General features: G+C 66.1%; 22 protein-coding genes and 1 pseudogene. 9 read left to right on the top strand and 14 right to left on the bottom strand.

From position 1 onward, the window contains the following. Positions 1–30: 30 nt before the first annotated feature. Positions 31–474, bottom strand: coding sequence for a transglycosylase SLT domain-containing protein (locus CUR21_RS09760; RefSeq protein WP_232622747.1), 444 nt, complete (start codon positions 472–474; stop codon positions 31–33). A 315-nt stretch (positions 475–789) separates the two neighbouring features. Between CUR21_RS09760 and gatB the strand changes: the two genes are divergently transcribed. The 3 genes from gatB to CUR21_RS09745 all read left to right on the top strand — a co-directional run bounded on the left by gatB (position 790) and on the right by CUR21_RS09745 (position 3,486). Next, entirely contained in the window at positions 790–2,301 is a 1,512-nt protein-coding gene (gene gatB, locus CUR21_RS09755; protein WP_100196858.1) for an Asp-tRNA(Asn)/Glu-tRNA(Gln) amidotransferase subunit GatB, read from the top strand. Further along, positions 2,298–2,945 carry a hypothetical protein gene (locus CUR21_RS09750; RefSeq protein WP_100196857.1) on the top strand — a complete coding sequence of 216 codons (648 nt, stop codon included), beginning with the start codon at positions 2,298–2,300 and terminating at the stop codon, positions 2,943–2,945. The genes gatB and CUR21_RS09750 overlap by 4 nt, the downstream gene beginning before the upstream one ends. 64 nt (positions 2,946–3,009) lie before the next feature. Next, positions 3,010–3,486, top strand: a complete 477-nt coding sequence (locus CUR21_RS09745) for a DUF4177 domain-containing protein (protein WP_232622746.1) — start codon at positions 3,010–3,012, stop codon at positions 3,484–3,486. Between the two features lie 9 nt (positions 3,487–3,495). Here the strand turns inward: CUR21_RS09745 and CUR21_RS09740 are convergent, their stop codons facing one another. From CUR21_RS09740 to CUR21_RS09725, 4 genes are all read right to left on the bottom strand, one after another. After that, positions 3,496–4,596, bottom strand: coding sequence for a pyridoxal phosphate-dependent aminotransferase (locus CUR21_RS09740; RefSeq protein ID WP_100196856.1), 1,101 nt, complete (start codon positions 4,594–4,596; stop codon positions 3,496–3,498). A 301-nt stretch (positions 4,597–4,897) separates the two neighbouring features. Then, positions 4,898–7,774: a valine--tRNA ligase gene (locus CUR21_RS09735; protein WP_100196855.1), complete on the bottom strand. Its 2,877-nt coding sequence runs from the start codon at positions 7,772–7,774 to the stop codon at positions 4,898–4,900. A gap of 73 nt (positions 7,775–7,847) precedes the next feature. Beyond that, positions 7,848–8,600, bottom strand: a complete 753-nt coding sequence (locus tag CUR21_RS09730) for a VOC family protein (protein ID WP_100196854.1) — start codon at positions 8,598–8,600, stop codon at positions 7,848–7,850. Then, positions 8,597–8,959, bottom strand: coding sequence for a DUF1428 domain-containing protein (locus tag CUR21_RS09725; RefSeq protein ID WP_100196853.1), 363 nt, complete (start codon positions 8,957–8,959; stop codon positions 8,597–8,599). Before CUR21_RS09725 ends, CUR21_RS09730 begins: the two co-directional genes overlap by 4 nt. Before the next feature lie 74 nt (positions 8,960–9,033). Here CUR21_RS09725 and CUR21_RS09720 point away from each other — a divergent pair, with 74 nt between their 5' ends. Then, positions 9,034–9,684: a helix-turn-helix domain-containing protein gene (locus CUR21_RS09720; RefSeq protein WP_198431667.1), complete on the top strand. Its 651-nt coding sequence runs from the start codon at positions 9,034–9,036 to the stop codon at positions 9,682–9,684. 20 nt (positions 9,685–9,704) lie between these two features. Here CUR21_RS09720 and CUR21_RS09715 read toward each other — a convergent pair whose 3' ends face one another. After that, the gene (locus CUR21_RS09715; RefSeq protein ID WP_100196852.1) at positions 9,705–10,136 is read right to left on the bottom strand and encodes an Lrp/AsnC family transcriptional regulator; all 432 of its coding nucleotides are present in this window, start codon (positions 10,134–10,136) and stop codon (positions 9,705–9,707) included. 216 nt (positions 10,137–10,352) lie between these two features. Between CUR21_RS09715 and CUR21_RS09710 the strand changes: the two genes are divergently transcribed. The 3 genes from CUR21_RS09710 (at position 10,353) to CUR21_RS09700 (ending at position 15,374) form a co-directional block, all read left to right on the top strand. Then, entirely contained in the window at positions 10,353–11,498 is a 1,146-nt protein-coding gene (locus tag CUR21_RS09710; protein WP_100196851.1) for a type III PLP-dependent enzyme, read from the top strand. 182 nt (positions 11,499–11,680) lie between these two features. Then, positions 11,681–13,966: a xanthine dehydrogenase family protein molybdopterin-binding subunit gene (locus CUR21_RS09705; protein ID WP_100196850.1), complete on the top strand. Its 2,286-nt coding sequence runs from the start codon at positions 11,681–11,683 to the stop codon at positions 13,964–13,966. Positions 13,967–14,294: 328 nt separating this feature from the next. Next, entirely contained in the window at positions 14,295–15,374 is a 1,080-nt protein-coding gene (locus CUR21_RS09700) for a DUF2235 domain-containing protein (RefSeq protein ID WP_100197481.1), read from the top strand. A 53-nt stretch (positions 15,375–15,427) separates the two neighbouring features. On the opposite strand, the gene CUR21_RS09695 is transcribed toward CUR21_RS09700, so the two are convergent. Together CUR21_RS09695 and gltX are read right to left on the bottom strand one after the other, a co-directional pair. After that, the gene (locus CUR21_RS09695; protein WP_100196849.1) at positions 15,428–16,723 is read right to left on the bottom strand and encodes a citrate synthase; all 1,296 of its coding nucleotides are present in this window, start codon (positions 16,721–16,723) and stop codon (positions 15,428–15,430) included. 80 nt (positions 16,724–16,803) lie between these two features. Then, positions 16,804–18,210 (bottom strand): glutamate--tRNA ligase, encoded by a 1,407-nt coding sequence (gene gltX, locus CUR21_RS09690; RefSeq protein ID WP_100196848.1) that lies wholly within the window; start codon positions 18,208–18,210, stop codon positions 16,804–16,806. A 77-nt stretch (positions 18,211–18,287) separates the two neighbouring features. Between gltX and CUR21_RS09685 the strand changes: the two genes are divergently transcribed. Further along, positions 18,288–20,384, top strand: a complete 2,097-nt coding sequence (locus CUR21_RS09685) for a ComEC/Rec2 family competence protein (RefSeq protein ID WP_232622745.1) — start codon at positions 18,288–18,290, stop codon at positions 20,382–20,384. On the opposite strand, the gene lexA is transcribed toward CUR21_RS09685, so the two are convergent. The 6 genes from lexA to CUR21_RS09655 all read right to left on the bottom strand — a co-directional run bounded on the left by lexA (position 20,381) and on the right by CUR21_RS09655 (position 25,282). Next, on the bottom strand, positions 20,381–21,073 hold the full coding sequence (gene lexA / locus CUR21_RS09680; protein ID WP_100196847.1) for a transcriptional repressor LexA: 693 nt from the start codon (positions 21,071–21,073) through the stop codon (positions 20,381–20,383). The two genes, CUR21_RS09685 and lexA, sit on opposite strands and share 4 nt — an antisense overlap. Positions 21,074–21,153: 80 nt before the next feature. Further along, on the bottom strand, positions 21,154–22,338 hold the full coding sequence (locus tag CUR21_RS09675) for a molybdopterin molybdotransferase MoeA (protein ID WP_100196846.1): 1,185 nt from the start codon (positions 22,336–22,338) through the stop codon (positions 21,154–21,156). Beyond that, the gene (gene moaC, locus CUR21_RS09670; RefSeq protein WP_100196845.1) at positions 22,335–22,823 is read right to left on the bottom strand and encodes a cyclic pyranopterin monophosphate synthase MoaC; all 489 of its coding nucleotides are present in this window, start codon (positions 22,821–22,823) and stop codon (positions 22,335–22,337) included. Before moaC ends, CUR21_RS09675 begins: the two co-directional genes overlap by 4 nt. Continuing rightward, the gene (gene trpC / locus CUR21_RS09665) at positions 22,820–23,632 is read right to left on the bottom strand and encodes an indole-3-glycerol phosphate synthase TrpC (RefSeq protein ID WP_100196844.1); all 813 of its coding nucleotides are present in this window, start codon (positions 23,630–23,632) and stop codon (positions 22,820–22,822) included. The genes moaC and trpC overlap by 4 nt, the downstream gene beginning before the upstream one ends. 52 nt (positions 23,633–23,684) lie before the next feature. After that, positions 23,685–24,698 (bottom strand): anthranilate phosphoribosyltransferase, encoded by a 1,014-nt coding sequence (trpD, locus tag CUR21_RS09660; RefSeq protein WP_100196843.1) that lies wholly within the window; start codon positions 24,696–24,698, stop codon positions 23,685–23,687. Further along, positions 24,695–25,282 carry an aminodeoxychorismate/anthranilate synthase component II gene (locus CUR21_RS09655; protein WP_100196842.1) on the bottom strand — a complete coding sequence of 196 codons (588 nt, stop codon included), beginning with the start codon at positions 25,280–25,282 and terminating at the stop codon, positions 24,695–24,697. Before CUR21_RS09655 ends, trpD begins: the two co-directional genes overlap by 4 nt. Before the next feature lie 135 nt (positions 25,283–25,417). Here CUR21_RS09655 and CUR21_RS09650 point away from each other — a divergent pair. Beyond that, positions 25,418–25,883, top strand: a pseudogene (locus CUR21_RS09650) (hypothetical protein); the annotation flags it as partial.

Here is a 25,883-nt window from a genome sequence, read left to right as displayed (position 1 = left end):
TAGGCCGCTCTCGCCGGGTCGGCAAGGTGCTCAGCCGGTGCAGTAGTCCTGCGATTTGGTCCAGCCCGCGATGTCAGACCGCTTGGAGGCCGAGCGGAACGGCCCCCAGTCGCGGCCGATGCCTTTGTTGCCGCCGCCGGCCACCACACCATCACGCCCCACCTGCGCGGACATGATCTTGATGGCGCAGGCAAGATTGGCTTCGCCGTTCTTCAGGGCTTCGGGGCTCGTTGCTTCGCATTGATACGCCCGCGCAGTCTGAGGTGAGATCTGCATCAAACCGATATAGCGCCCGCCGCCGCCCGAGGCCTTGGGATTCCATGTGCTCTCATGCTTGGCCGTCGCCGACAAAAGACCCGCCCAGAAAGCGCGGCGCTCTGTCAAAGAAGCGTCATCATAGCCCGGGCACCAGCGCTGGATATCCCCCGGCACTCTCGCCGCCAACACCGCATCCTGTGCCGCGATCATGTTCATCGAGGCGCGTGTCCAAGTTGCTGCCTCGGGTCTGTGATCCCACCGCATCGCAGGCGGCTCGCCCGTGTCTCTCCCCGTGGCGCCGGCAACGCAGCCGGCCAGAATGAACGCAGAAAGGACAACAAGCGAAAGGGACGAACGCATCAATCAGACCATCGGTGGCACCGCACCTTTGTGCGCGGCGCTCTGGCGATAGGCTGCGCGCCCCGAGTCGGACAACCCCAGCGTTCCGGCGTCGGCGTCATTCCGCCAGTTGCACCCCTTGCCCCAAGGCGTTTCGCCGCCTAAAGACAAGGACAAAAGAAGGAGTGCGCCATGCTGGACCTGACCTATACCGCGCCAACGCCCAAGGTGATTGCCGGGGCAAAGCACGATTGGGAACTTGTCATCGGGATGGAAATCCATGCGCAGGTGTCCTCCAATGCCAAGCTGTTTTCGGGCGCCTCGACCAGCTTTGGCGCTGAACCAAACTCCAATGTGGCCTTCGTCGATGCCGCGATGCCCGGCATGCTGCCGGTCATTAATGAATTCTGCGTGGAACAGGCCGTGCGCACGGGCCTTGGCCTGAAGGCACAGATCAATCTGTTCTCGGCCTTTGACCGCAAGAACTATTTTTACCCCGATCTGCCGCAGGGGTATCAGATCTCGCAGCTGTATCACCCCATCGTGGGCGAAGGCGAAGTGCTGGTCGAGATGGCACCCGGTGTGGCGCGCCTTGTGAGAATCGAGCGCATCCATCTGGAGCAGGACGCGGGCAAATCCATCCATGACATGGACCCCGCGATGTCTTTTGTCGATCTGAACCGCACCGGTGTGGCGCTGATGGAAATCGTCAGCCGCCCCGACATTCGCGGCCCGGAGGAGGCTGCGGCCTATGTCGGCAAGCTGCGCCAGATCCTGCGCTATCTGGGCACCTGCGATGGCAACATGCAGAACGGAAACCTGCGGGCCGATGTGAACGTGTCTGTCTGCCGTCCCGGCCAATACGAGAAATACCAAGCGACACAGGATTTTAGCCATCTTGGCACGCGCTGCGAGATCAAGAACATGAACTCGATGCGCTTCATTCAACTGGCCATCGATTACGAAGCCCGCCGCCAGATCGCCATTCTGGAAGACGGCGGCAAGGTGGATCAGGAAACCCGGCTTTACGATCCGGACAAGAACGAAACCCGCAGCATGCGGTCCAAGGAAGAGGCGTTTGATTACCGTTACTTCCCTTGCCCGGACCTTCTGCCGCTGGAAATCGAGCAGGCTTGGGTGGATGACATCGCCGCCCGCATGCCCGAATTGCCCGATGCGAAAAAGGCGCGGTTCATGGGCGATTTTGGCCTGACCGACTATGACGCGAATGTTCTGACCGCTGACCTTGAGTCTTCGTCCTTCTTCGAGGCGGTTGCGCAAGGCCGGGATGGCAAGATCGCTGCGAACTGGGTCATCAACGAGCTCTTTGGCCGCCTCAACAAAGAGGGTCGTGTGATCTCGGAAAGCCCGCTGTCGGCCGCACAACTGGGCGGCATGCTCGATTTGCTGGCCAAGGGCGAAATCACCGGCAAGATGGCCAAGGACCTGTTCGAAATCCTTTGGACGGAAGGCGGCGATCCGGCAGAGCAAGCTGCCAAGCATGGGATGAAGGCGGTTACCGACACGGGCGAGATCGAGCGCGCGCTGGATGCTCTGATCGCTGCCAACCCCGAGCAGGTGGAAAAGGCCAAGGTCAATGCCAAGCTGGCAGGCTGGTTCACCGGTCAGGTGCTGAAGGCCACCGGAGGCAAGGCAAACCCTGCCGTCGTGAATGCGATGGTGGCGCAGAAACTCGGGCTGTGACCTTGCTGGGCCGCTTTCGCGCGGCCCTTGGCCGTGACGAAGCCACGCTTCTGGCGCGGGCGCGGGGCGATGTGCGCATGGGGCTGGGCCTCAATCCGCCCGCCTGTCTGCCGCCGCTCAACCGTGCGATCGCGGCGCTGGAGCGGTTGCCAAACTCTCCCGAAGTGGCGCTTTTGCTGGGGAGGGCGCTGCGTGCCAAGGCAGAGGCCGAGCCCGGCGCATCCGCGCGCGTCCTTCGGGCCCGGTCCGTGGCCAAGCTGCGGGCCGTGATCGAATCGCCGCGCGTTTCTGTTGCGGAAAAAAGTGCCCTCTGGGCCGCGCTCGCGCAGGCTTGGCTGCCTTTGCGCGATGATGTCTCCGACACCGAGCTTTGCTATCGCCAATTGCTGCGCGCCTCTGAGGCGCAGACCGAAGCGCTTGTAATGCCTTCGGCATCGGGCCATCTGGTCATGGCAGAGATCGCGCTTGCCTTGTGCCAATCGCCGCATTGCAATGATCCACAATCGATGGCGCAGACCGCCCTTCAGCACATCTCAGCGGCCTCTTCTTTCGGACCAGACAAGGACGAACTGGCGACCGGGAAGGTCCTCCAAGGCAAGCTGTACCATCTCTTCCCGGGGCTGGCTGCCCGTCAGAAGCCCTGAGCCGCGAAGCGGAGTTGGCAAATCACGTCGCAGGGTTGTTGCCGCGCGGCCAAGGATGCCGGAAATGTGCTTTGAAACCTTGGCTCGCGGCTGCGAAACCCGCTATCCTTTGGTCTACACTTCTGCGGGAGCCATCATGCAGCGCTACGAATTCAAAGTCATTCCAGCCCCCAAGCGGGGTGAGAAACTGCGCGGGGTCAAGACCACCGAAGATCGCTTTGCGCAGACCCTGACCCAATTGATGAACAGTCTTGGCGCCGAGGGATGGGATTATGTGCGCGCCGACACCTTGCCCTGTGACGAGCGGGCCGGGTTGACGGGCACGAAAACCACCTATCAGAACATGCTGGTCTTCCGCCGTCCGCTGGCACAGAGCCCCACCGCGACCCTTTTGCCGGAGAGCGGAGCCTCGTCCGTCGCGGCCACCTTGCGCGCGCTTCCCGAAGCAGAGGCCGCGCCACAGAAACTTGGGGGTGCGCAGGTCCCTCTGGGAACGGCGCCGGCGATTGGTCCGGCCAAGTCGGGCGTGGCGGCCGAATAGGCTGGGCGGTCAGCCCGCGGCGGCGAGCGCACTCGGCAGCACCTCTTCGAACACGTCGAGCGCCGCGTCATCGCCCAGACTGACGCGGATGCAGCGGTCGAGCGGTGCCACGCCGGGCATGCGGATGAAGACGCCACGTGCCACTGTCTCGCGCAGAAGGGCGCGGGCGCGATCGCCGTCTCCTCCACAATCGATGGTGACAAAATTGGTGGCGGATGGCAGGGCTTTCAGGCCATTGGCGGCGGCAATCTGGGCCACGCGCGCACGCGCCGCGATGACGCGATTCTGAATGCTGACCAGCCAGTCCTGATCCTGCAGCGCGGCCAGAGCACCGATCTGTGCCACCCGGCTCATCCCGAAATGGTCGCGGACCTTGTCAAAGGCCTGCGCAAGATCGGGCGGGGCAATGGCATAGCCGACCCGGGCGCCTGCCATCCCATAGCCCTTCGAGAAGGTGCGCAAGCGGATCACCTGCGGGTGATCGGGGGAGATCCGGGGGATGGTGCCTTCGGGTGCGAGGTCGGCATAGGCCTCATCCAGCACCAGCAGGCTGTGCGCGGGCAGGTTGGCGACCATGTCCTCGATCACAGCGGCAGGGTGGTGGCTGCCCATGGGGTTGTCGGGGTTGGCAAGGTAGATCAGCCGCGCCCCCGTCTTGCGGGCGGCATCGAGCAGGGCTTGCGGGTCCTCATGATCCCCCCGGTAAGGCACCCGGGTCAAGGCGCCGCCGTAGCCTGACACGTGGAAGGCGAAGGTAGGGTAGGCGCCCGCCGAGGTCACCACCGGCGTGCCCGGCTCCACCGTCAGGCGGCACAAAAGGCCCAGCAATCCGTCGATGCCGCCGCCCAGCACGAGGTGCTCGGGCAGGACGCCGTGGTGGGCGGCGAGGGCCTGCTTGAGCGCATGGCTTTCGGGGTCGGCATACATCCAGACCTCGGCCACCGCGGCCTCCATCGCGGCGCGGGCCTTGGGGGAGGGGCCGAAAAGGCTTTCATTGGCCCCCAGCCGGGCGCGGAAAGGGCGGCCTTGGGCGCGTTCCAGCGTCTCGGGGCCGGTGAAGGGGACGGTTGCGGGGAGGGCGGCGGCGAGGGGGGTGAGAAAGCGGGTCATGATGGGGCCAGAGTGGCCCGGAATGAGGGGCGGGGCAAGGGGGCTTCCCCCTGTGTTACACGCGTACGTCTTGCGTGAAATCAAGGGGTTACGTTTTGGGATTCAGGAAAACTTAACATTTTCTCCCACGCGGGGGGGGCGGCGCAGGGGGCCTGCGTTGCAAGGGGGGGCTCGCCCCCCCTCGGCGCTGGCGCGCCTCACCCCCTGAGGATATTTGGAAACAGATGAACCCCGTCAAGGATGTCATCTGTTCTTAAATATCCCCGCCGGAGGCTTCCCCAGCGGGGCCGGGGCGTGCCGGTCAGCCGATTTCGGCCAGACGGGCCATGGCGGCGCGCAGTTTGGCGGCCTCGTCTTCGCGGGCCTCGAGGTTGCCGCGCGCCTCGTCCACCACCTCTTCCGGGGCGGAGGCGATGAAGGCGGGGTTGTTCAGCCGCCCGTTCAGGCCGCCGATTTCCTTGGCCAGTTTGTCGAGCGTCTTTTGCAGCCGCGCCTTTTCCTCGGCAATGTCGATGACGCCTTCGAGCGGGATGGCGAAGGTGGCGCCTTCGGCGGCGACGGTGATCGCACCTTTGGGCGCGATCTCGGCGCGGGTCAGGCTTTCGATCCGGGCGAGGCGTTTGATCAGCGTCTCGTTATTCGCCCAGGCGGCCTCGGCGGCTGGCGTCATGGCCGTGGCGACGATGTCAAGTTTCAGCCCGGCGGGCACATGCACCTGCGCGCGGGCCGAGCGGATGTCGTCGATGAGCGTGGTGACCCAGGTCATTTCCGCCATCGAGGGCGCGTCGATCAGAGTGCCAGGCAGTTCCGGCCAGTCACTGTGCACCAGCCGCTTGGCGCGGGTGCCGGTGGTGGACCAGAGTTCCTCGGTGATGAAGGGCATGAACGGGTGCAGCAGGATCATCGACTGATCCAGCACCCAAGCCATGGTGGCCCGCGTCTCTGCCGCTTGCTCGCCATCGAACAGGGGTTTCGCGAATTCGACATACCAGTCGCAGACCTTGCCCCAGACGAATTTGTAGAGCGCATCGGCTGCTTGGTCGAAGCGGTAGTTTTCCAGCGCTTCGGACACTTCGGCGGCGGCCTTGGTGGTTTCGCCGATGATCCAGCGGTTCACGGTGGCGCTGGCCTGCGGGGGGGCGCTTTGGGTGCTGTGGCCTTCCCACACGCCATTCATTTCGGCAAAGCGGCAGGCGTTCCAGAGTTTGGTGCCGAAGTTGCGATAGCCTGCGATGCGCGCGGTATCGAGTTTCAGCACGCCGCCGAGGCTTGCCATGGCCGCATTGGCAAAGCGCAAAGCATCGGCGCCGAATTCGTCAATGATCTCCAAGGGATCAATGACGTTGCCCAAGGATTTCGACATCTTCTTGCCCTTGGCGTCGCGCACGAGGCCATGCAGATAGACCGTCTTGAACGGCACCTGATCCACCACGGCCAGTTGCATCATCATCATCCGGGCGACCCAGAAGAAGATGATATCCTGACCCGTGATCAGGGTGGAGGTGGGGAAGTATTTCGCGAGTTCCGGGGTTTGCTCGGGCCAGCCAAGGGTGCCGATGGGCCAGAGGCCCGAGGAGAACCAGGTGTCGAGCACGTCGGGATCGCGGGTCAGCGCCTTGCCTGGTGCCAGGGCTTGCGCCTCTGCTTCGGTCGGGGCGCAGTAATAGGCGCCCTCTTCGTCATACCAGACCGGAATCTGGTGGCCCCACCACAGTTGGCGCGAGATACACCAAGGCTCGATATTCTCCAGCCAGTGGAAATAGGTTTTCTCGCCCGACTCTGGCATGATCTTGGTGTCACCGTTGCGCACCGCATCGAGCGCGGGGCCGACGATTTTCGCGGTGTCGACGAACCATTGGTCGGTCAGCATCGGCTCGATCACGACCTTGGAGCGGTCGCCAAAAGGCTGCATGATCTTTTTCGCCTCGACCACCGGTTCGCGGCGCAGGTGTTCCGATCCGGTTTCCGGGTCGGTTTCCTTGATCAGCGTGGTGACGGCGAGGCCGATGGCGTTGATGTCGGCGACCACGGCTTTGCGCGCCTCGAACCGGTCGAGCCCGCGGTATTTTTCGGGGACGAGGTTGAGGCTGTCCACTTCCACTTCCGTCGTGGGCGAGCCTGCGGCGATTTCACGGGCGCGGGCGACGGCCTGCGCATAAGGCGCGCCGTCGGCGCGCATGGCGCCGCGCGTGTCCATCAGGCGGTAGCAGGGGAGGGTGTTGCGCTTGGCGACGCCGTAATCGTTGAAGTCATGCGCGCCGGTGATTTTCACGGCACCTGAGCCAAAGGTCGGGTCGGGGTATTCATCGGCGATGATCGGGATTAGGCGGTCACACAGCGGCAGGTGGACCATCTTGCCCACGATCGCGGCATAGCGTTCGTCTGACGGGTGCACGGCCACCGCGCCATCGCCCAGCATGGTTTCGGGCCGGGTGGTGGCGATGGAGATGTAGTCGCGCACCTCACGCAAGGTCACGTTCCCATCGGCGTCTTTTTCAATGTATTCGTAGGTCTCGCCGCCCGCGAGGCGGTATTTGAAATGCCACATATGGCCTGCGACTTCGATATTCTCGACTTCGAGATCGGAGATCGCGGTTTCAAAATGCGGGTCCCAGTTCACGAGGCGTTTGCCGCGATAGATCAGGCCCTTGTTGTACATATCCACGAAGACCTTGATCACGGCATCGTGGAAATTGCCCTCTTCGCCTGCGGGCGCGTTGGGGGCGCCGGACATGGTGAAGGCTTCGCGCGACCAGTCGCAGGAGGCGCCGAGGCGCTGCAGCTGGCCGATGATGGTGCCGCGGGAGGCCTTCTTTTGCTCCCAGACTTTCAGCGTAAAGGCGTCGCGCCCCATGTCACGGCGCGAGGGTTGGCCGGTGCGGGCGAGTTCGCGTTCGGTCACCATCTGGGTGGCGATGCCGGCATGGTCGGTGCCGGGTTGCCAGAGCGTGTCATCGCCCATCATCCGGTGCCAGCGGGTCAGGATGTCTTGCAGCGTGTTGTTGAAGGCGTGGCCCATGTGCAGGCTGCCGGTCACGTTGGGCGGCGGGATCATCACGGAAAAGGCGGGGCGGCCGGGTTTGGCATTGGCCCCGGCGGCGAAGGCGTTTTCCGACAGCCAAAGCGCGGAGATCCGGGCCTCGGCTTCGGCGGCGTTGAAGGTCTTTTCCATGGGCATGGGCGTCATCCTCTGCGGTTGCAGGGGACTTAGCGCATAAGGGGGGGAAAGGCCAAGGGGGGAGGCGTGGCGGTCAGGGCGGGCCGACGAGGCCGAAGGGTGCGCCGTGGGGATCGGTCAGGGTGCAGGCGACGGCGCCGCCGGGGACTTCCATCGGGAGGACGAGGGGGGTGGCGCCTTGGGCGGTGGCGCGGGCGAGGGCGGCGCTGACGCTGTCGGTGCCGAAGACGGGCATCCAGTGGGGCGGGGTGTCAGGGGTGGGGAGCGCCATGATCCCGCCGATGTCGCCCGGGGCGGCGGTGACGAATTGGTAGGGGCCGGTGTCGTCCATCTCCATCACGGCGCCGGGCTGCCAGTTCAGGAGGGCGGTGTAAAAGGCGAGGGCGGCGGCGGGGTCGGGCGTGGCGAGTTCGTGCCAGTTGGCATGGCCTGCGTGCATCGGGTGGAAGGCGGCGCTGGGTTGGCCGTCATGGGGCTGCATCAGGCCAAAGACTGCGCCTTGGGGATCGGCCGCGATGGCGAAGCGGCCGGTGCCGGGGATGTCGGCGGGCGCGCTGAGGACGCTGCCGCCCAAGGCGGTGACGCGGGCGGCGCTGTCATCGCAATTGTCGACGGCGAAGTAGAGCGTCCAGCTGTCGGGCATCGGCGTCTCGGGGGCCATGAGGCCGGCGACCATATCGGCGCCGTGGGTGGCGATGAGGTAGGTGAAGCCGGGCATGCCAGAATCGCGGAAGGCCCAGCCCATGACCGGGCCGTAGAAGGCTTGGGCGGCGGCGGTGTCGCGGGTGTTCAGCTCATACCAGAAGGGGAGGCCTTGCACGCTCATGTCGCGGGGCCTTCCACCAGAACGGGGACAAAGCCGCCGTAGATCATGCGTTTGCCATCAAAGGGCATCTGCGCCATGTCTTCGGGGCTCATCGCGCTTTCCATGGCGGCATAGGCGGCGTCGCGGGTGGCTTTGTCGGGCCAGGTCATCCAGGCGGCGACCACGGTTTCGCCGGGGTGCAGGTCGACCGCGCGCAGCAGATCGGTGCGCTTGCCGGGGGGCACGTCATCGCCCCAGCCGACCACGAAGGACAGGGCGCCGCGCTTTTGAAAGGCGGGCCACCACTTGGCCTCATGCGCGATGTAATCGGCGCGGCGGGCGGTTTCGACGGGGATCACGAAGATATCGAGATAATGCATTGGGCAATGCCTCCACTCTTGCCGGGGCAGGGTGGCAAGGCTAGTTACAAAAAGCAACTAAAACTTGGGGCCCCGTGACCGAAATTCGCCGAAGCTATGAGGAAGGCTGCATCGCGGCCCATGCGCTGGACCTGATCGGGGACCGTTGGGCGCTGTTGGTGGTGCGCGAGTTGATGCTGGGGCCGCGCCGCTTTGGCGCGCTGCGCGACGGGCTGCCGGGGATCAGCGCCAATATCCTGACGCGGCGGCTGGAGGATCTGGAGGCGGCGGGCATTCTGGCGCGGGAGGCCGCGCCGGGGATGGCGCGGGTGCAGATGTATCGGCTGACCGAGGCGGGTTTTGACCTTTGGCCTGTGATCCGGGCGCTGTGCCGCTGGGGGGCGGGGCAGCCCGGGCATGACCCGCGCCTGTTCATCAGCCCCACGGCGCTCATGCTGTCGCTGCGCGCGATGTGCGCGCGCGACCGGGCCGTGGCGCAGGTGGTAGCCATCGCGGCGGCGGGCGAGGAGTTCGTGATCCACACCGCGCCGGGGCAGTTCCGGGTGGCGCGCGGCACGGCAGAGGCGGCGGGGCTGCGCTTTGCGGGCAGCACCAATGCCTTGGCGGCCGCGCTTTATGGGCCGATGCCGCTGGCCGAGACAGCGCGTGGGCTGATCGGGTTTGAGGGTGATCTGGCGCAAGGACAGGCCTTTGTGGACCTGTTCGCCCTGCGCCCGGGGGGCTAGGCCTCCCGCCCATCCGGGATTTACACCGCGCGGTCGATCTTGGTGCTGAGGTGGATCAGGCTTTCGGAGGAATGCACCCCTGTCATCGCGCCGATCTGGTCGAGCACCTGATCGAGCACCTGCGTGTTGGGGCAGGCGATTTGCAGCAGAAGATCGACCCGGCCCGAGGTGGTGTAGACACGCTCGACTTCAGAGATCGATTTCAGGCGGGTGAGCAGGGCGGCTTGGGTGCGCGGCTCGATCGTCAGGAGCACGGTGGCGCGCAGACGGTTGGGATCGGCCCCTTGACCCAGTTTCAGGGTGTAGCCCGCGATGGTGCCATTCACTTCGAGCCGTTCCAGCCGCGCCTGAATCGTCGAGCGGGCAACCTTTAACCGGCGCGCGAGCATGGCCAGAGAGAGCCGTGCATCGGCACGCAAGAGGGCGATGATGTTGCGATCGAGTTCATCCATGAGATTTGACCGATGTTTTCGTCATTTTAACGCCTTCGCGCTGCATTTATATAGTTTTGTTCGGTGCGTTTGTGCCCCATATGGCGCATCCTACGTTGCAGGAAAAGGGCGGCTCATACGCACCTGGCCTGGTTTTAGATAACCACGCTGGTGCCCGGCCCCGTTCTTTGTAACGGTCAAGGGCTCTGCGTCTTGTTGGCAAGGAAGGAACCGCCGATGGGACTGTCAAAAACAATCTGGACCAATCCGACCGAATTTCTGCGGGTAGAGCAACCCGTTGATCCGGTTCTGTTTTTCGCACCAACCATGGTGCAGGCGGCGGCGCGTCGGTTTATCGACGGCTTTCCGGGCATGGTGACCTATGCGGTCAAGTCCAACCCCAGCGACGAGATGATCGAGAACCTGTCGGCGGCGGGTGTGCGCGGCTATGACTGCGCCAGCGGCTTTGAGATTGATCTGATCCGCCGTCTGGCCCCCGATGCGGCCATTCACTACAACAACCCGGTGCGCGCCCGCCACGAGATCGCCTTTGCGGTGGAGCGTGGCGTCAAGAGCTATAGCGTTGATTCGCGTTCGGAACTGGACAAGCTGATCGAGATGGTGCCGGCGGAAGGCTGCGAAATCTCGGTCCGGTTCAAGCTGCCGGTGGCAGGTGCAGCCTATAACTTCGGGGCCAAGTTCGGCGCGACCGCCGAAGTGGCGGTGGAACTGCTGACGCGGGTGGCCGAGGCCGGGTTCATCCCGTCGATCACCTTCCACCCCGGGACGCAATGCACCGATCCGGCGGCTTGGGAAGCCTATATCCGTGAAGCGGCGGAAATCGCGCGCAAGGCGGGCGTGACGATTGCCCGGCTGAACGTGGGCGGCGGCTTCCCGAACCACCGTCTGCACGGGGTGGCACCGCAGTTGGAAGAGACCTTTGCGTTGATCGACCGGGTGGCGACCGAGGCCTTTGGCACCGACCGCCCGCTGCTGATCTGTGAACCCGGACGGGCGCTGTGCGGCGATGCCTATACGCTGGCGGCACGCGTCAAGGCGGTGCGCGATGACACGCATGTGTTCTTGAACGACGGGGTTTATGGCACGCTGACCGAGCTGCCGCTGATCGGGGTGATCGACCGCATGGAAGTGCTGTCGGCCACAGGCGAAAAGCGGATGGGAGAAGAGGTGCCGCGCATCATCTTTGGGCCGACCTGCGATTCGGTGGACCGTCTGCCGGGCGACATCGCGCTGCCGGGCGATATTGCCGAGGGTGATTTCCTGATTGTGCATGGCATGGGCGCCTATTCCACGGTGACCAATTCGCGCTTCAACGGCTTTGGCGATCTGGGGATTGCCACGGTGCTGTCGCTGAAGGTCTGATATCGGGGGTTGCTCCTCGGGCATGACGGCTCTTTTCGCGGGCGCATCCTGCGGGAAGGGCCGCGCAGAGCGCCCGGCCCGAACCGCCACCCAGAGGGAGCGCCGAGCGATCCCAACGCCCTTGGCTGGACAAACCCGGCCGAGGGCGTAACTGTTTCTGGCAGCAGGCGGCGAGGCAGAGCATGGGCGGTTTTGGCAAGGCGCAAGGCGCGGGGCGGTATGAGGATCTGCGGTTCCTGACCGGGCTGGGCCGGTATGTCGAGGATCTGGTGCCGGAGGGCGCCTTGTGGGCGCTGTTCCTGCGGTCCGATCATGCCCATGGGCAGATCACGGAGGTGGATCTTTCCGCAGCGCGCGCGCTGCCCGGGGTGCGGCTGGTGCTGGATGCGGCGGGGCTGGAGGCCTTGGGCGTGTTGCTGGGGATGAGCGCCACGCGGCTGCGCCAGCCGGACGGGCGCCTTGGCGCGGGACCAGAGCGCCCGGTGCTGGCGCGCGGGCGGGTGCGCCATGTCGGCGAGGCGGTGGTGATGATCGTGGCCGAGAGTGAGGCCGAGGCGCAGGAGGCGGCCGAGGCGGTGGGGTTGGCGGTGGCGGCGCTGCCGGTGAAGCTGGACGTGGCGGAGGGCGGCGCCTTGCTGCATGACGCGGCGCCGGCAAACCGGGCCTATCTGTGGGAGATTGGCGACGCAGAGGCGGTGACGGCGGCGTTTGACGCGGCCGCGCATCGGGTGCAGCTGGAGGTGGTGCACAACCGGATCATCGTGAATGCGCTGGAGCCGCGCGGTTGTTTCGCCACATGGGAGGCGGGGCGGCTGCATCTGTGCGTGAACGGGCAGGGCGTGTGGACCCAGCGCAACGAGCTTGCGCGGATGCTGGGGCTTTCGCGGGACGCGGTGCGGGTGACCAACCCGGATGTGGGCGGCGGCTTTGGCATGAAGGCGATGACCTATCCGGAATATGTCTGTGTGGCGGCGGCGGCGCGGGCCTTGGGCCGCCCGGTGCGCTGGGTGGCGACGCGCGGGGAATCGATGCTGAGCGACAATGCGGGGCGCGATCTGGTGGCGGTGGCAGAGCTGGCCTTTGACGCGGGGCTGCGGGTGACCGGCTACCGGGTTAACCTTGTGTCCAACCTTGGCGCCTATAACTCGCAATATGGGCAACCCATCCAGTCGGAGTTGTTTTCCAAGGTGCTGACGGGCGTCTATGACATCAAGGCCGCGCATCTGCGGGCGGTGGGGGTGTATAGCAACACCACACCGGTTGACGCTTATCGCGGGGCCGGGCGGCCCGAGGCGATTTTGACCATCGAACGCGCAATGGATGCGGCGGCGCGGGCGCTGGGGGTGGACCCGTTTGATCTGCGGCTGCGCAATGTCATCCGGGCCTTTCCCTATCGCAGCGTCACGGGGGCGCTGATTGATGTGGGGGATTTCGCCCGCGTGCTGGCGCGCGCCCGGGCCGAGGCGGATGCGGCGGGCTTTGCCGCGCGGCGGCAGGAGAGTGCCGCGCGGGGGCAACTGCGCGGGCTGGGGCTGGCAAGCTATGTGGAAAGCATCTTGGGCGATCCCGAAGAAAGCGCGCGGCTGGTGCTGGAGCCGGGGGGCGGGGCCGCGCTTTATGTGGGCACGCAGTCGAACGGGCAAGGGCATGAGACGGTTTACGCCCGGATGATCGCGGAGTGGACGGGGCTGCCCGGCGCTGCCGTGCGGGTGGTGCAGGGCGATTCCGATGCGATTGCCAAGGGCGGCGGCACCGGGGGCTCGCGTTCGGTCACGGTGCAGGGCACGGCGCTGCGGGCGGTGGTGCAGCGGATGGTGGCGGCGTTCAGCGCCTTTCTGGCCGCGCAGTGGGACGTGCCTGCGGTGGCGTTTGACGGCAGCACCTTTGGGGCAGAGGGGCGCAATCTGCGGCTGACGCTGGCCGAGGCGGCGGAACTGGCGCGGGGGCAAGGCCGGGCGGATCTGCTGGATGTCAGTGAGACCATCCGGCTGGAAGGGCGCAGCTTTCCCAATGGCGCCCATGTCGCCGAAGTGGAGATCGACCCCGAGACCGGCGCGCTGCGGCTGGAGCGGTATACGGTGGTGGATGATTTCGGCACGCTGATCGCGCCGGAGCTGGCGATTGGTCAGGTGCATGGGGGCATCGCGCAAGGCTATGGGCAGGCGGTGTGCGAGGCGGCGGTGTATGACGCGCAGGGACAGTTGCTCTCGGCCAGCTTCATGGATTACGCGATGCCCCGCGCCAGCGACCTGCCGATGTTTGCCTTTGTGAGCGAACCCGTGCCTTCGGTGTTGAACCCCTTGGGCATGAAAGGCTGCGGCGAGGCGGGGACGGTGGGCGCCTTGGGGGCGATTTCCAATGCGGTGCGGGATGCGCTGGCCGTGCGCGGGGTGCAGCGGGTGGACATGCCCTTTACCCCGGCGCGGATCTGGCACTGGTTGCAGGAGGCCGAACACGTTTCGTCTTGATCGCACAGAGCACAGATGTGCCCCCCTCCCGTGGCGACGGCCAAGGGCGACAGGCGGCCATTGGCCAGACGGCGCGGACAGTGGGGGGCCTTCTGTGGCAGGCTGGAGGGCGAGCAGGGCGTGCGCGGCATGCGACGCGGGGCGGGGCGGCTCGGCAGGACGCGTGAGAAGGGCGGGAATGGGAATTGGTGTGTGAGGGAGTGTTTGCGAAGACTTTTTATTTCCGGGGGGACGGGGTGGGGCTGTCGCCTCTGCTGATCCTGCAAGATGGGTTTGCAGGTGACCTTGCGCTGTGATCTGGGCCGAAAAGGGGAGGCTGACCACGTTTATGCTTGAGCGCATCGCGCGCTGGTTCCGTCCGGCGCCTCGGGTCGAGACCGAGAGCAACGCGCCGCCCTTGTCGGCGGGGCGCGGGGCGGTGGACCATGTGGTGGTGCTGGATGGCACGATGTCGAGCCTGCACCCCGGACAGGAAACCAATGCCGGGCTCGCGTTTCAGCTTTTGGGGCGTCCGGTGCCGGGGCAGCGGCGGCGTTTGTATTACGAGCCCGGTCTGCAATGGGAAGGCTGGCGCAATCTGGGGGCGGTGGCACAAGGGCGCGGGATCAACCGACAGATCCGCCGCGCCTATGGCTGGCTGGCCAGCCAATACCGCCCCGGTGATCGTATCTTCCTTTTGGGCTATTCACGCGGCGCCTTTGCCGTGCGGTCCTTGGCCGGGGTGATCGACCGGGTGGGGCTGCTGCGCCATGATCAGGCGACAGAGCGCAATGTGCAGCTGGCCTATCGCCACTATATGACCGGGCCGGACAGTCCGGCGGCGCAGGCCTTTGCGCGGCACAGTTGCCATGCCAGCGCGGCCATCGAGATGGTGGGGGTCTGGGATACGGTGAAAGCGCTGGGTCTGCGTTTGCCGCTGCTGTGGATGCTGACCGACCGCAGCCACGCCTTTCACAACCACCACCTGGGGGCCTCGATCCGGCACGGGTTTCAGGCCTTGGCCTTGCATGAGACGCGGGCCGTGTTTGAGCCCGTGCTGTGGGACTGCCCCGAAGCCTGGGACGGCAATGTGGAGCAGGTCTGGTTCGCGGGCGCGCATGCCGATGTGGGCGGGCAGGTGGGGGCGCTGGCGGCGGCGCGGCCTTTGGCCAATATCCCCTTTGTCTGGATGATGGGCCGGGCCGAGGCCTGTGGGCTGGCGCTGCCTGCGGGGTGGCGTGACGGTTTCCCCTGTGATCCGCGTGCGCCGATGGTGGGCACATGGCGCAATTGGGGCAAGCTGTTCCTGTTGCGTCGTCGGCGGGTGGTGGGGCGGGATCGCAGCGAAAAACTGCACCCCAGCGTCGCCGAGCGGGGAGAGGCCCCGGCGCGCTTTGCCCCGAGAGGGGCGGCGCGCGTTTGGCGCTGAGTGCAAAAAGGGCTGCCCCGAGGGCAGCCCTTTGGGTTTACAGGGGGGCGCGATCAGCGGTTGCGCACATCCACATAGGCCCGGTGCGGCTCGCCAATATAGAGCTGGCGCGGACGCCCGATCTTTTGGCCCTTGTCGCCGATCATTTCCTTCCACTGCGAGATCCAGCCCACGGTGCGGCTGATTGCAAAGATCGGGGTGAACATCGAGGTGGGGAAGCCCATGGCTTCGAGGATGATGCCCGAATAGAAATCGACGTTGGGATAGAGCTTTTTCGAGATGAAGTATTCATCCGACAGCGCGATGCGTTCCAGTTCCTTGGCGACCTGAAGGAGCGGGTTGTTTTCCACGCCCAGAAGGCCCAGCACCTCATCCGCCGACTCTTTCATCACCGTCGCGCGGGGATCGAAGTTCTTGTAGACGCGGTGGCCAAAGCCCATGAGGCGGAAGCCCGAGTCCTTGTCTTTGGCCTTGGCCACGAATTCCGGGATGCGGTCGACGGTGCCGATTTCCTTGAGCATTTCAAGGCAGGCTTGGTTGGCGCCGCCATGGGCCGGGCCCCAGAGGCAGGCGATGCCCGCCGCGATGCAGGCAAAGGGGTTGGCCCCCGACGAGCCCGCCAGGCGCACCGTGGAGGTGGAGGCGTTCTGTTCGTGATCGGCGTGCAGCATCATGATCCGGTCCATCGCCTTGGCGAGGATCGGGTTGACCACATAATCCTCGGCCGGGATGGCAAAGCACATGTGCAGGAAGTTGCCCGCGTAATCGAGGCTGTTCTTCGGATAGACGAAGGGCTGGCCGATCGAGTATTTATAGGCCATGGCGGCAATGGTGGGCAGCTTTGCGATCATGCGGATCGCGGCCACTTCCCGCTGCCAAGGATCGTTGATGTCGGTCGAGTCGTGGTAGAAGGCCGACATCGCGCCGACCACGCCCACCATGGTGGCCATGGGGTGCGCATCGCGGCGGAAGCCACGGAAGAAGTTGTGCATCTGTTCGTGCACCATCGTGTGACGGGTCACGCGCTGTTCGAAATCGGTGAGCTGAGCCGCGGTCGGCAGTTCGCCGTAGAGCAGCAGATAGCAGACTTCGAGGTAATGCGAATGCTCGGCCAGTTCCTCGATCGAGTAGCCGCGGTGCAGCAGTTCGCCCTTGTCGCCGTCGATATAGGTGATCGCGCTTTCGCAAGAGGCGGTGGAGGTGAAGCCCGGGTCGAAGGTGAACACATCGGCTTGGCCATAGAGCTTGCGGATGTCGAGGACATCGGGGCCAAGCGTGGGCGAAAACACGGGCAGGTCATAGGACTTGCCGTCCAAAGTTAGGGTCGCGTTCTTTTTTGTCTCGGCCATCTCTCACATCCCTCGTTTCTTGCCCCGCCGGACCGTCCCGGCTGGTGGCGCATTCTGGTGGGGTCGCAGGGGCAGCCGGATCAGGCTGCGGCGTCCTGCAACCGCGCAATCGTTTCGTCCTGACCGATGACCAGCATCATGTCATAGACACTTGGGGTGGCACTGCGCCCGGCAAGGGCGGCACGCAGGGGAGCGGCCAGTTTTCCGAAACCGATGCCATGGGCCGTGGCAACTTCCGTCAGAATGGACTCAAGCGCATCCTTCGTCCAGCTAACATTTTGCAGGCGCAGCGTCAATTCCTTCAGTATACCACGGGATACAGCGTCAAGCGCCTTGCCCGCCGCCTCGTCGATGTCGACCGGGCGGGAGGTGAGGGCAAACTGCGCCTTATCAAGCAGTTCCGGGAAGGTTTTGGCGCGGTCCTTGACGCAGTAAAGCGCGCGGGAGAGCAGTTCGCGTTGCCCTTGCGTCAAGGCGGGGCGGTCGGCGGCGGCGAGGTAGCCTTCGATCTCATGCAGCAATGCAGCATCCTCGGCTTGCGCCAGATGCCAGCCGCAGGTTGATTCCAGCTTCTTGAAATCAAGCCGCGCCGGGCTGCGTCCGATTCCCTCAAGCCCGAACATCGCAAGCGCCTGTTCGGTGGTGAAAAGCTCGGCATCGCCTTGCGCCCAGCCCAGACGGGTGAGGTAATTGCGCATCCCGGCGGCGGGGTAGCCCAAGGCCTGATAATCGCCCACGGCGGTGGCGCCATGGCGTTTCGACAGTTTCTTGCCATCGGGGCCATGGATCAAGGGGATATGCGCCCAGACCGGCACCGGCCACCCCATGGCGTCATAGACCATCTGCTGGCGGGCGGCGTTGTTGAGGTGGTCGTCGCCGCGGATCACATGGGTGACGCCCATGTCATGGTCATCGACCACAACGGCCAGCATATAGGTGGGGGTGCCGTCGGAGCGCAGGACGATCATGTCGTCCAGCTGGTCATTGCGCACGGTGACGGTGCCCTGAACCTGATCGAGGATCTTTGTCTCGCCGCTGCGGGGGGCCTTCATGCGGATGGCATAGGGCGCGTCGGGGTGGGTGGCGGGGTCGGCATCGCGCCACGGGCTTTGGAAGACGGCGTAGCTTGCGCCTTCGGCCTCGCGCGCGGCGCGGAAGGCGGCGATCTCTTCAGGGGTGGAAAAGCATTTGTAGGCGGTGCCGCGCGCCAGCATGTCATGCGCGACTTCGGCGTGGCGGTGGCGCTGTTCGAACTGGCTGACGGCCTCGCCATCCCAGTCGAGGCCCAGCCATGTCAGGCCTTGCAGGATGGCGGCGGTGGCTTCGGGCGTGGAGCGTTCGCGGTCGGTGTCTTCGATGCGCAAGAGAAACTTGCCGCCGCGCCCGCGCGCGAACAGCCAGTTGAAGAGCGCGGTGCGGGCGCCGCCGATGTGGAGGTATCCGGTGGGCGAGGGAGCAAAGCGGGTGACGATCGGGGCGGAGGACATGGTGGGATTAACCTTTCGGAAACCATCTTGGCGGTAGGCTTGGCCCGGTTCTAGGCGGTGAAAGGGCGGGAAACAAGGTGGCGGTCCTGACTGGCTGGCTGACCCGACCGCTGGAGATGCTGGCCGAGGCGCGCGGGCGCCTCTTTCCTTGGGTGCCCTTGGTCATGGGAACCGGGGTCTGGGGCTGGTTCCTGCTGCCCGAAGAGCCGGGGCGCGCGGTCTATGCGGCGGCGCTGGCGGTGGTGCTGGCGGTGGCCGCCTTGCGGCTGTGGGGGCCAGAGGCGCTGCATCCGCCCGCCGCCGCAGTGGCGGCGCTGGCCTGCGGCGTGCTGGCCTGCGGGCTGCGGGTGGAGATGGTGCGCGCGCCGGTGCTGACGTCTGACTATTACGGCGCGGTGACGGGCCGTGTGGTCTGGATCGACCGCAGTCAGGGCGACGCGCTGCGGGTGACGCTGGACCAAGTGCAGCTGGACCGGGTGCCGCCCGAACGGGTGCCGCGCCGGGTGCGGGTGGCGCTGCGCAGCAAGAGCCCCGGCCACGCGCCCTTTCCGGGCGAGGTGGTGATGCTGACGGCGCGGCTGTCGCCGCCGGCAGGGCCGGTGGAGCCGGGGAGCTTTGACTTTCGGCGCATGGCCTATTTCGAAGGTCTGGGCGCCACCGGGTTCAGCACCACGCCCTTGATGCTCTGGGCCGCCGCCGCGCCGGGTGCGCGCCCGGTGGACCGTTTGCGCAGCCATCTGTCGTCCGGGATGCAGGCGCAGATGCCGGGACAGGCGGGCGCCTTTGCCGCAGGCGCCATGACGGGGGACCGGTCGGGCATCTCGGCGGCGACGGCAGAGGCGCTGCGCGACAGCAGCCTTGCGCATCTGCTTGCGATTTCGGGGATGAATCTGGCCTTTCTGATCGCCTTTGTCTTTGCGCTGATCCGCTATGGTCTGGCGCTGATCCCGTGGATCGCCTTGCGGATCAATACGAAGAAGGTGGCGGCGGTGGCGTCTTTTGCTGTGGCCGCCTTTTATCTTGCGCTGTCCGGGTCGAATGTGGCGACAGAGCGCGCCTTCATCATGGTGTCGGTGATGTTGGGGGCCGTGCTGTTGGACCGGCAGGCGCTGACCTTGCGGTCGGTGGCGCTGGCGGGGGTGATCTTGCTGGCGTGGAAGCCGGAAAGCCTGTTGGACCCCGGATTCCAGATGTCATTCGCGGCCACGGTGGCGCTGATTGCGGGGTTCCGCGCGGTGGACCGGCGGGTGGTGGCCGGGCACCTGCCGACATGGGTGGTGCCGCTGTTCCCGCTGGTGCTGTCGAGCGTGATTGGCGGCTTTGCGACCGCCCCCTATGCGGCGGCGCATTTCAACCGCTATGCGGCCTATGGGCTGATTGCCAATCTGTTGACCGTGCCTGTGATGGGTGCGGTGGTGATGCCCGCCGGGGCGGTCGCGGCCTTGCTGGCGCCGCTGGGGCTGGCGGCGCCCGCGCTGTGGTTGATGGAGCGGGGGGCCGCGTGGATCTTGTGGGTGGCGCATTGGGTGGCCGGATGGGAGGGCGCGGTGGCGGCGGTGCCCGCGCCGGGGCCGCTTGTCTTGCCGCTGATCACCTTGGCAGGGGCGCTGGTGATCCTGCTGCCGGGGCGTTGGCGCGGTTTGGGGCTGGGGCCTGCGCTGCTGGCGGGGGCCCTGTGGCTGGGGGCGACGCGGCCCTTGGTGCTGATTTCGGCGGATGCCGCGCTGGTGGGGGTGCTGGGGCCAGAGGGGCGGGCGCTTTCGGCACCGACGGGGGCGGGGTTCGTGGCCGAGAACTGGCTGGCCAATGACGGCGATCTGGCGCCGCAAGAGGTGGCCGCAGCGCGACCGGGAATGCGCGGCGCGGTGGGGTTGCGGCTGTTTGAGGCGGGCGGGGTGACCGGGGCGGCTCTGAAAGGCCGGGGCGCGGCCGCCCGTGTGGCCGAGGCCTGTGCGCAGGCCGATCTGGTGGTGGTGTCGGTGGTGGTGGACGCGGTGCCGGACGGCTGTCTGGTGCTGGACCCGGCGCGGCTGCACGCGGTGGGCGCTGTGGCGTTGCAGGCCGTGGACGGCGGGTTGCGGGTGGAGACAGGCCTTGGCGCGCGGCGGGCATGGTCGGCCCCGCGCCCGCCCGGAGGGCTGGACGCGGTGATCCGGCCGGGCGCGCGGCCCTAGTAGCTGCGGATCAGGCCGACGAGGCGGCCCTGCACCTTGACGCGGTTGTCGGGGAGCATCCGGGTTTCATAGGCGGGGTTGGCCGCTTCAAGCGCGATCATGCTGCCTTTGCGGCGGAAGCGTTTCAGGGTGGCTTCGGCATCATCGACAAGGGCGACCACGATGTCGCCATTCTCGGCCGTGTTCTGTTCGCGGATCACCACGATGTCGCCATCGTTGATCCCGGCTTCGATCATCGAGTCGCCCTTTACCTCAAGCGCGTAATGGGTGCCGCTGCCTGCGAGCATGGAGCCGGGGACCGCGACATGGTGCGAGACTTCGGAAATCGCCTCAATCGGGACACCGGCGGCGATGCGACCCATGACGGGCAGTTCGAGCGCATGGATGGTTTCAATCGCCAGCGCGGCGCGCGGGGGCGGGGCGGCGGGTTTGTCGCCCTGAATCACGCGCGGGGTGAAGCCGGGCTTTTCCATCGCGTCGGGCAGCTTGATGATTTCCAGCGCGCGGGCGCGGTGCGCCAGACGGCGGATGAAGCCGCGTTCTTCCAGCGCCGTGATCAGACGATGGATGCCGGATTTGGAGCGCAGGTCGAGCGCATCCTTCATCTCATCAAAAGACGGGGGGACGCCGTCGACATCCATCCGCGCCTTGATGAAATCGAGAAGTTCCAACTGTTTACGCGTCAGCATGCCCCACCCTGATCTGTGTTCGTTAGTGTTCTGTTCTGCCCGTGTTCCTGTTTTGTGTCAAGCCGAAAGCGGGGGCCGCGTCAAAGCGGCAGGTAGGGAACAAGGCTTCCTTGTGCGCGAGGGCCGTCTTGCACCGGGCGGATCAAGAGGGAATCGGCTTGCGACAGGATGGACAGGAGCGAGCTGTCTTGGCGCGCGAAGGGGGTGATCTGGGGCAGGCCTTCGGTGGGGGTGAGCGTAGCGCGCATGTAATGCGCGCGGGGGCCGTTGGCGGGAAGATCTTCGGTCAGAAGGGCGGTGCGCGGGCGGGGGGCGAGGGCCTCTGCGGGCTGGCCCAGCAAGGCGCGGATCATCGGCACAAGGAAAAGATGCGCGCAGACGATGGAGGAGACCGGGTTGCCGGGCAGGCCGAGCAGGGCGGCGCTGCCAAGGCGCCCCGCCATGAGGGGCTTGCCGGGGCGCATGGCGATTTTCCAGAAGGCGCGTTGCAGGCCCATGGCTTGCGCCACCTGCGCCACCAGATCGTGATCGCCCACCGAGGCCCCCCCGGTGGTGACGATGACATCGGCATCGGCGGCGAGATCAAGCACGAAGCGCAGCGACTCGGCCGTGTCACGCGCGATGGGCAGGAGCCGCACCTCGGCCCCGGCGGTTTCGGCCAGCGCCTTGAGGGTGAAGCTGTTGGAGGCGATGATCTGGTCGGGGCCGGGCACTTCGCCCGGCATCACCAGCTCATCCCCCGTGGCGATGAGCGCCACGACCGGGCGACGGGTGACGGCGACGCGCGGAATGTTCATCGCCGCCAGAAGCGCCAGATCATTGGGGCGCAAGAGCCGGGGCGACAGCGAGTCGCCTGCGCGGAAATCCTGACCGGCGGGGCGGATATGGGTGGCGGTATCGGCGCCGGAGGACAGGGTGATGATGTCACCGTCCCGGGTCACGTCTTCCTGAAGGAGCACGCGGGTGGCGCCGGCGGGCAGCGGCGCACCGGTGAAGATGCGTGCGGTTTGCAGCGGGCCAAGGGTGCCGTGCCACGCATGGCCGGCCCCGGCCTCGCCCACGACCGTGAAGCGATCCCCGGGGGCAGGGTCACCTTGGACCGCGTAGCCATCCATCGCCGAGGCGGCGAAGGGCGGCTGGTCGCGGGTGGCGGTGGCGGGCTGCGGCATGTAGCGGCCACAGGCCTGCGCCAGCGGCACGGCTTCGGTCGGCAAGGGGGCCACGAGGGCGAGGCAATGAGCGAGTGCCTCGTCGACCGAGATCATGGCTGATCCCCGAGACTGTAGCGCCCCGACTTGCCGCCTTCTTTCAGGATCAGCTGTATCCCTTCGATCCGCATCGATTTTTCGACCGCCTTCACCATGTCATAGATCGTGAGACAGGCGACGGAGACGGCCGTCAGCGCCTCCATCTCTACCCCGGTCTGACCGCCGGTTTTCACCGTGGCCTCGACCACGATGCCGGGCCGCGCGCTGTCGGGGGTCAGCGTCAGCGCGACCTTGGTGAGGGGGAGCGGATGGCAGAGCGGGATGAGATCGGCGGTTTTCTTGGCCGCCATGATCCCCGCAAGCCGCGCGACGCCCAAGACATCGCCCTTCTTGGCCTGACCGCTGGTGATGAGCGCCAGCGTCTCTGCCGTCATCACCACCGTGCCGCGCGCCACCGCCACCCGGGCGGTGACGGGCTTGTCCGAGACATCGACCATATGGGCCGCGCCTTCGGCATCGAAATGGGTCAGGCCCGAGGTCATATCCCGCCCTGCGCGGTGAGCGGGCGGGCAAGGATGGCGCGGGTGGCGGCGGCCACGTCCGCCTGACGCATCAGCGATTCACCGATCAGGAAGCAGCGCGCACCATATTGCGCAAGATCGGCCAGATCGGCGGGCGTGTGCAGCCCGGATTCCGAGACGATCAGCCGGTCTTCGGGCACCCGGCGCGCAAGGTCGCGGGTGGTGTCGAGCGTCACGTCAAAGCTGTGCAGGCTGCGGTTGTTGATGCCCAGAAGCCGGGATTTCAGGCGCGCGGCGCGGTCCAGTTCGGCCCGGTCATGCACCTCGACCAGCACATCCATGCCCCATTCAAGCGCGGTGTCTTCCAGTTCGGTCGCCTGTTCGTCCGAGAGGGAGGCCATGATCAGCAAGACACAATCGGCTTGCAAGGCGCGGGCCTCGACGATCTGATAGGGGTCATACATGAAATCCTTCCGCAGGCAGGGCAGCGCGGTGGCTTGCGCGGCTTCGGTCAGATATTCATCGGCGCCTTGGAAAGAGGGTGTGTCGGTGAGAACCGAAAGACAGGTGGCGCCGCCTTCTTCATAGGCCCGCGCGAGGGCCGCCGGTTCGAAATCGGGGCGGATCAGGCCTTTCGACGGGCTGGCCTTCTTGATCTCGGCGATCAGGCCATAGCCGGAACTGGCGGCGGTGGACAGCGCACGGGCAAAGCCGCGCGGGGCCGGGGCGGCGCGGGCGGCATCTTCGACATCGGCGAGCGGACGCGCGTCCTTGCGGGCGGCGATCTCTTCCAGCTTGTAGGTTTTGATGCGGTCAAGAATGGTGGACATGGCGGGGTTCCTTGCCCTGTGGGCGTTCAGGGTGGGGCCTTCAGGAGCGTCGTCAGGCGTTGGTCAGGCGGGCGAGATCGGCAACTTTGCCTTTGGCCGCGCCGGAATCGATCGATTGGCGGGCCATGTCGACCCCTTCGGTGAGTGACGTGGCCTTGTCGGCGACCACGAGGGCCGCTGCCGCATTCAGAAGCACGGCATCGCGGTAAGCCCCCGGCGCACCATCGAGAAGTGCGCGCAGCGCGGCTGCGTTTTCAGCCGGGGTGCCGCCCATGATTTTCTCGAACGGGTGATAGGGCAGGCCCGCGTCTTCGGGATGGAGGGTGAATTCGCGGATCTGTCCTTGTTCCACTGCCGCCACGCGGGTGGGCGCGGCGATGGAGATTTCATCGGTGCCGTCGCCCCCATGGACAAGCCAAGCCTTGATGCTGCCAAGGGCGAGCAGGGTTTCGGCCATCGGGCGGATCAGATCTGCCGAGAAGGCCCCCGTCAGTTGGCGGCGAACGCCCGCCGGATTGGTCAGCGGCCCGAGGATATTGAAAATGGTGCGGGTGCCTAGTTCCTGCCGCACAGGCATGACATGGCGGATGGCCGGGTGGTGCATCGGGGCCATCATGAAGCCGATCCCGGCCTTGATCAGGCAGGTTTCCACCAATGACGGGCCAACCATGACATTGAGACCCAGTTCCGTAAGCGCATCCGCTGCGCCGGATTTGGACGAAAGGTTGCGGTTGCCATGCTTGGCCACCACAACGCCCGCGCCCGCCGCCACGAACGCAGTCGCGGTTGAGATGTTGAGCGTGCCCTTGCCATCGCCGCCGGTGCCGACAATGTCCATTGCGCCTTCGGGGGCGGTGACCTTGTGGCATTTGGCGCGCATCACGCTTGCGGCGGCGGCATATTCATCCACCGTCTCGCCCCGCGTGCGCAGCGCCATGAGAAAGCCACCCATCTGCGCGGGGGTGCCTTGGCCTTCGAACAGCGCGCCGAAGGCGGCCTCTGCCTCCTCTCTCGTCAGAGGGCGGGTCGCGGCAAGGCCGATCAGCGGGCGGAGAACCTCGCTCATGCGGTCACCTTGACGCGGGCTTCTTCGAGGAAATTGCGCAAGAGTTGATGGCCGTGTTCCGAGGCGATGGATTCCGGGTGGAATTGCACGCCTTCGATCAGGTGCGTCTTGTGGCGCAGGCCCATGATGGTGCCATCCTCGAGCCAAGACGTGACCTCGAGACAGTCGGGCAGGGTGTCGCGTTCCACGATCAGCGAATGATAGCGGGTGGCGAGGAAGGGCGAAGGCAGGCCGCGAAAGACGCCCGCACCAGCGTGATGCATCGCGCCCATCTTGCCATGAACGATTTCATGGCAGCGGATCACGCGGCCGCCAAAAGCCTCGCCAATGGTTTGATGGCCGAGGCAGACGCCAAGCAGGGGGATCTTCGCCTCATAGGCGGCGGTGGTCAGCGGCAGGCAGATGCCGGCGGCCGCCGGATCGCAAGGCCCGGGCGAGAGGATGATCGCCTCTGGCTTGAGCGCGAGCACATCCTGCACATTGAGCGCATCATTGCGTTTTACAACGACATCTGCCCCCAATTCGCCAAAGTAATGGACGAGGTTGTAGGTGAAGCTGTCGTAGTTGTCGATCAGAAGCAGCATCTTGCGAGGGCCTGTCGGATAGGGGATGAAGCGCGCGGCGGGTCGGGCTATAGATGGTCAGACCGGGGCAGGGGCGTCAAGACCGCTTGATCACCTGTCCGGGATGGGCACAATGCCTGACAAGAAAAAAGGGGCATGGCAGTGCGCGGATTTGTTCAGGGTCTGGTGGTGGGAAGTCTGGTTGCCGCAGGCGGGCTGGTGGTGGTCTCGCAGGTGGCAGGCCCGGTGCGGCCTGACGCGGCGGTGACCCCCGAGGCGGTTCCGGCACCGCAAGATGCTGTGGCAGCGCAAGATGCACTGGCACCGGCAGAGGCCGAGGCGGACGCGGTTGAGGGTGAGCCTGCGCAGGCGGCAAGCGCGGATCAGCCGGAAGAACAGACAGCCGCGCCCGACGGGGTAAGCGATGCGCAGGAGGGCGGCGCGGCGGTGCCTGCGCCTGTGGTGCCCGATCCGGCCGCGCCTGCGCCAGAGCAAAGCCCGGCCCCGTTGCCGCAGGCCCAGGTGGCGGAGGGGGCGTCCGCGCCCGCCGCGCTGCCGCTGCCGCCGAGTCGACGCCAGCCCCCATATTGGAATCGTCCGAGGCCATCGCCGCCGCCTCGGC

Origin of the sequence: Pseudorhodobacter sp. MZDSW-24AT (assembly GCF_002794355.1) — a bacterium.
Classification (GTDB): Bacteria; Pseudomonadota; Alphaproteobacteria; order Rhodobacterales; family Rhodobacteraceae; genus Pseudotabrizicola.
This window is presented reverse-complemented; position numbering and strand designations above follow the sequence as displayed.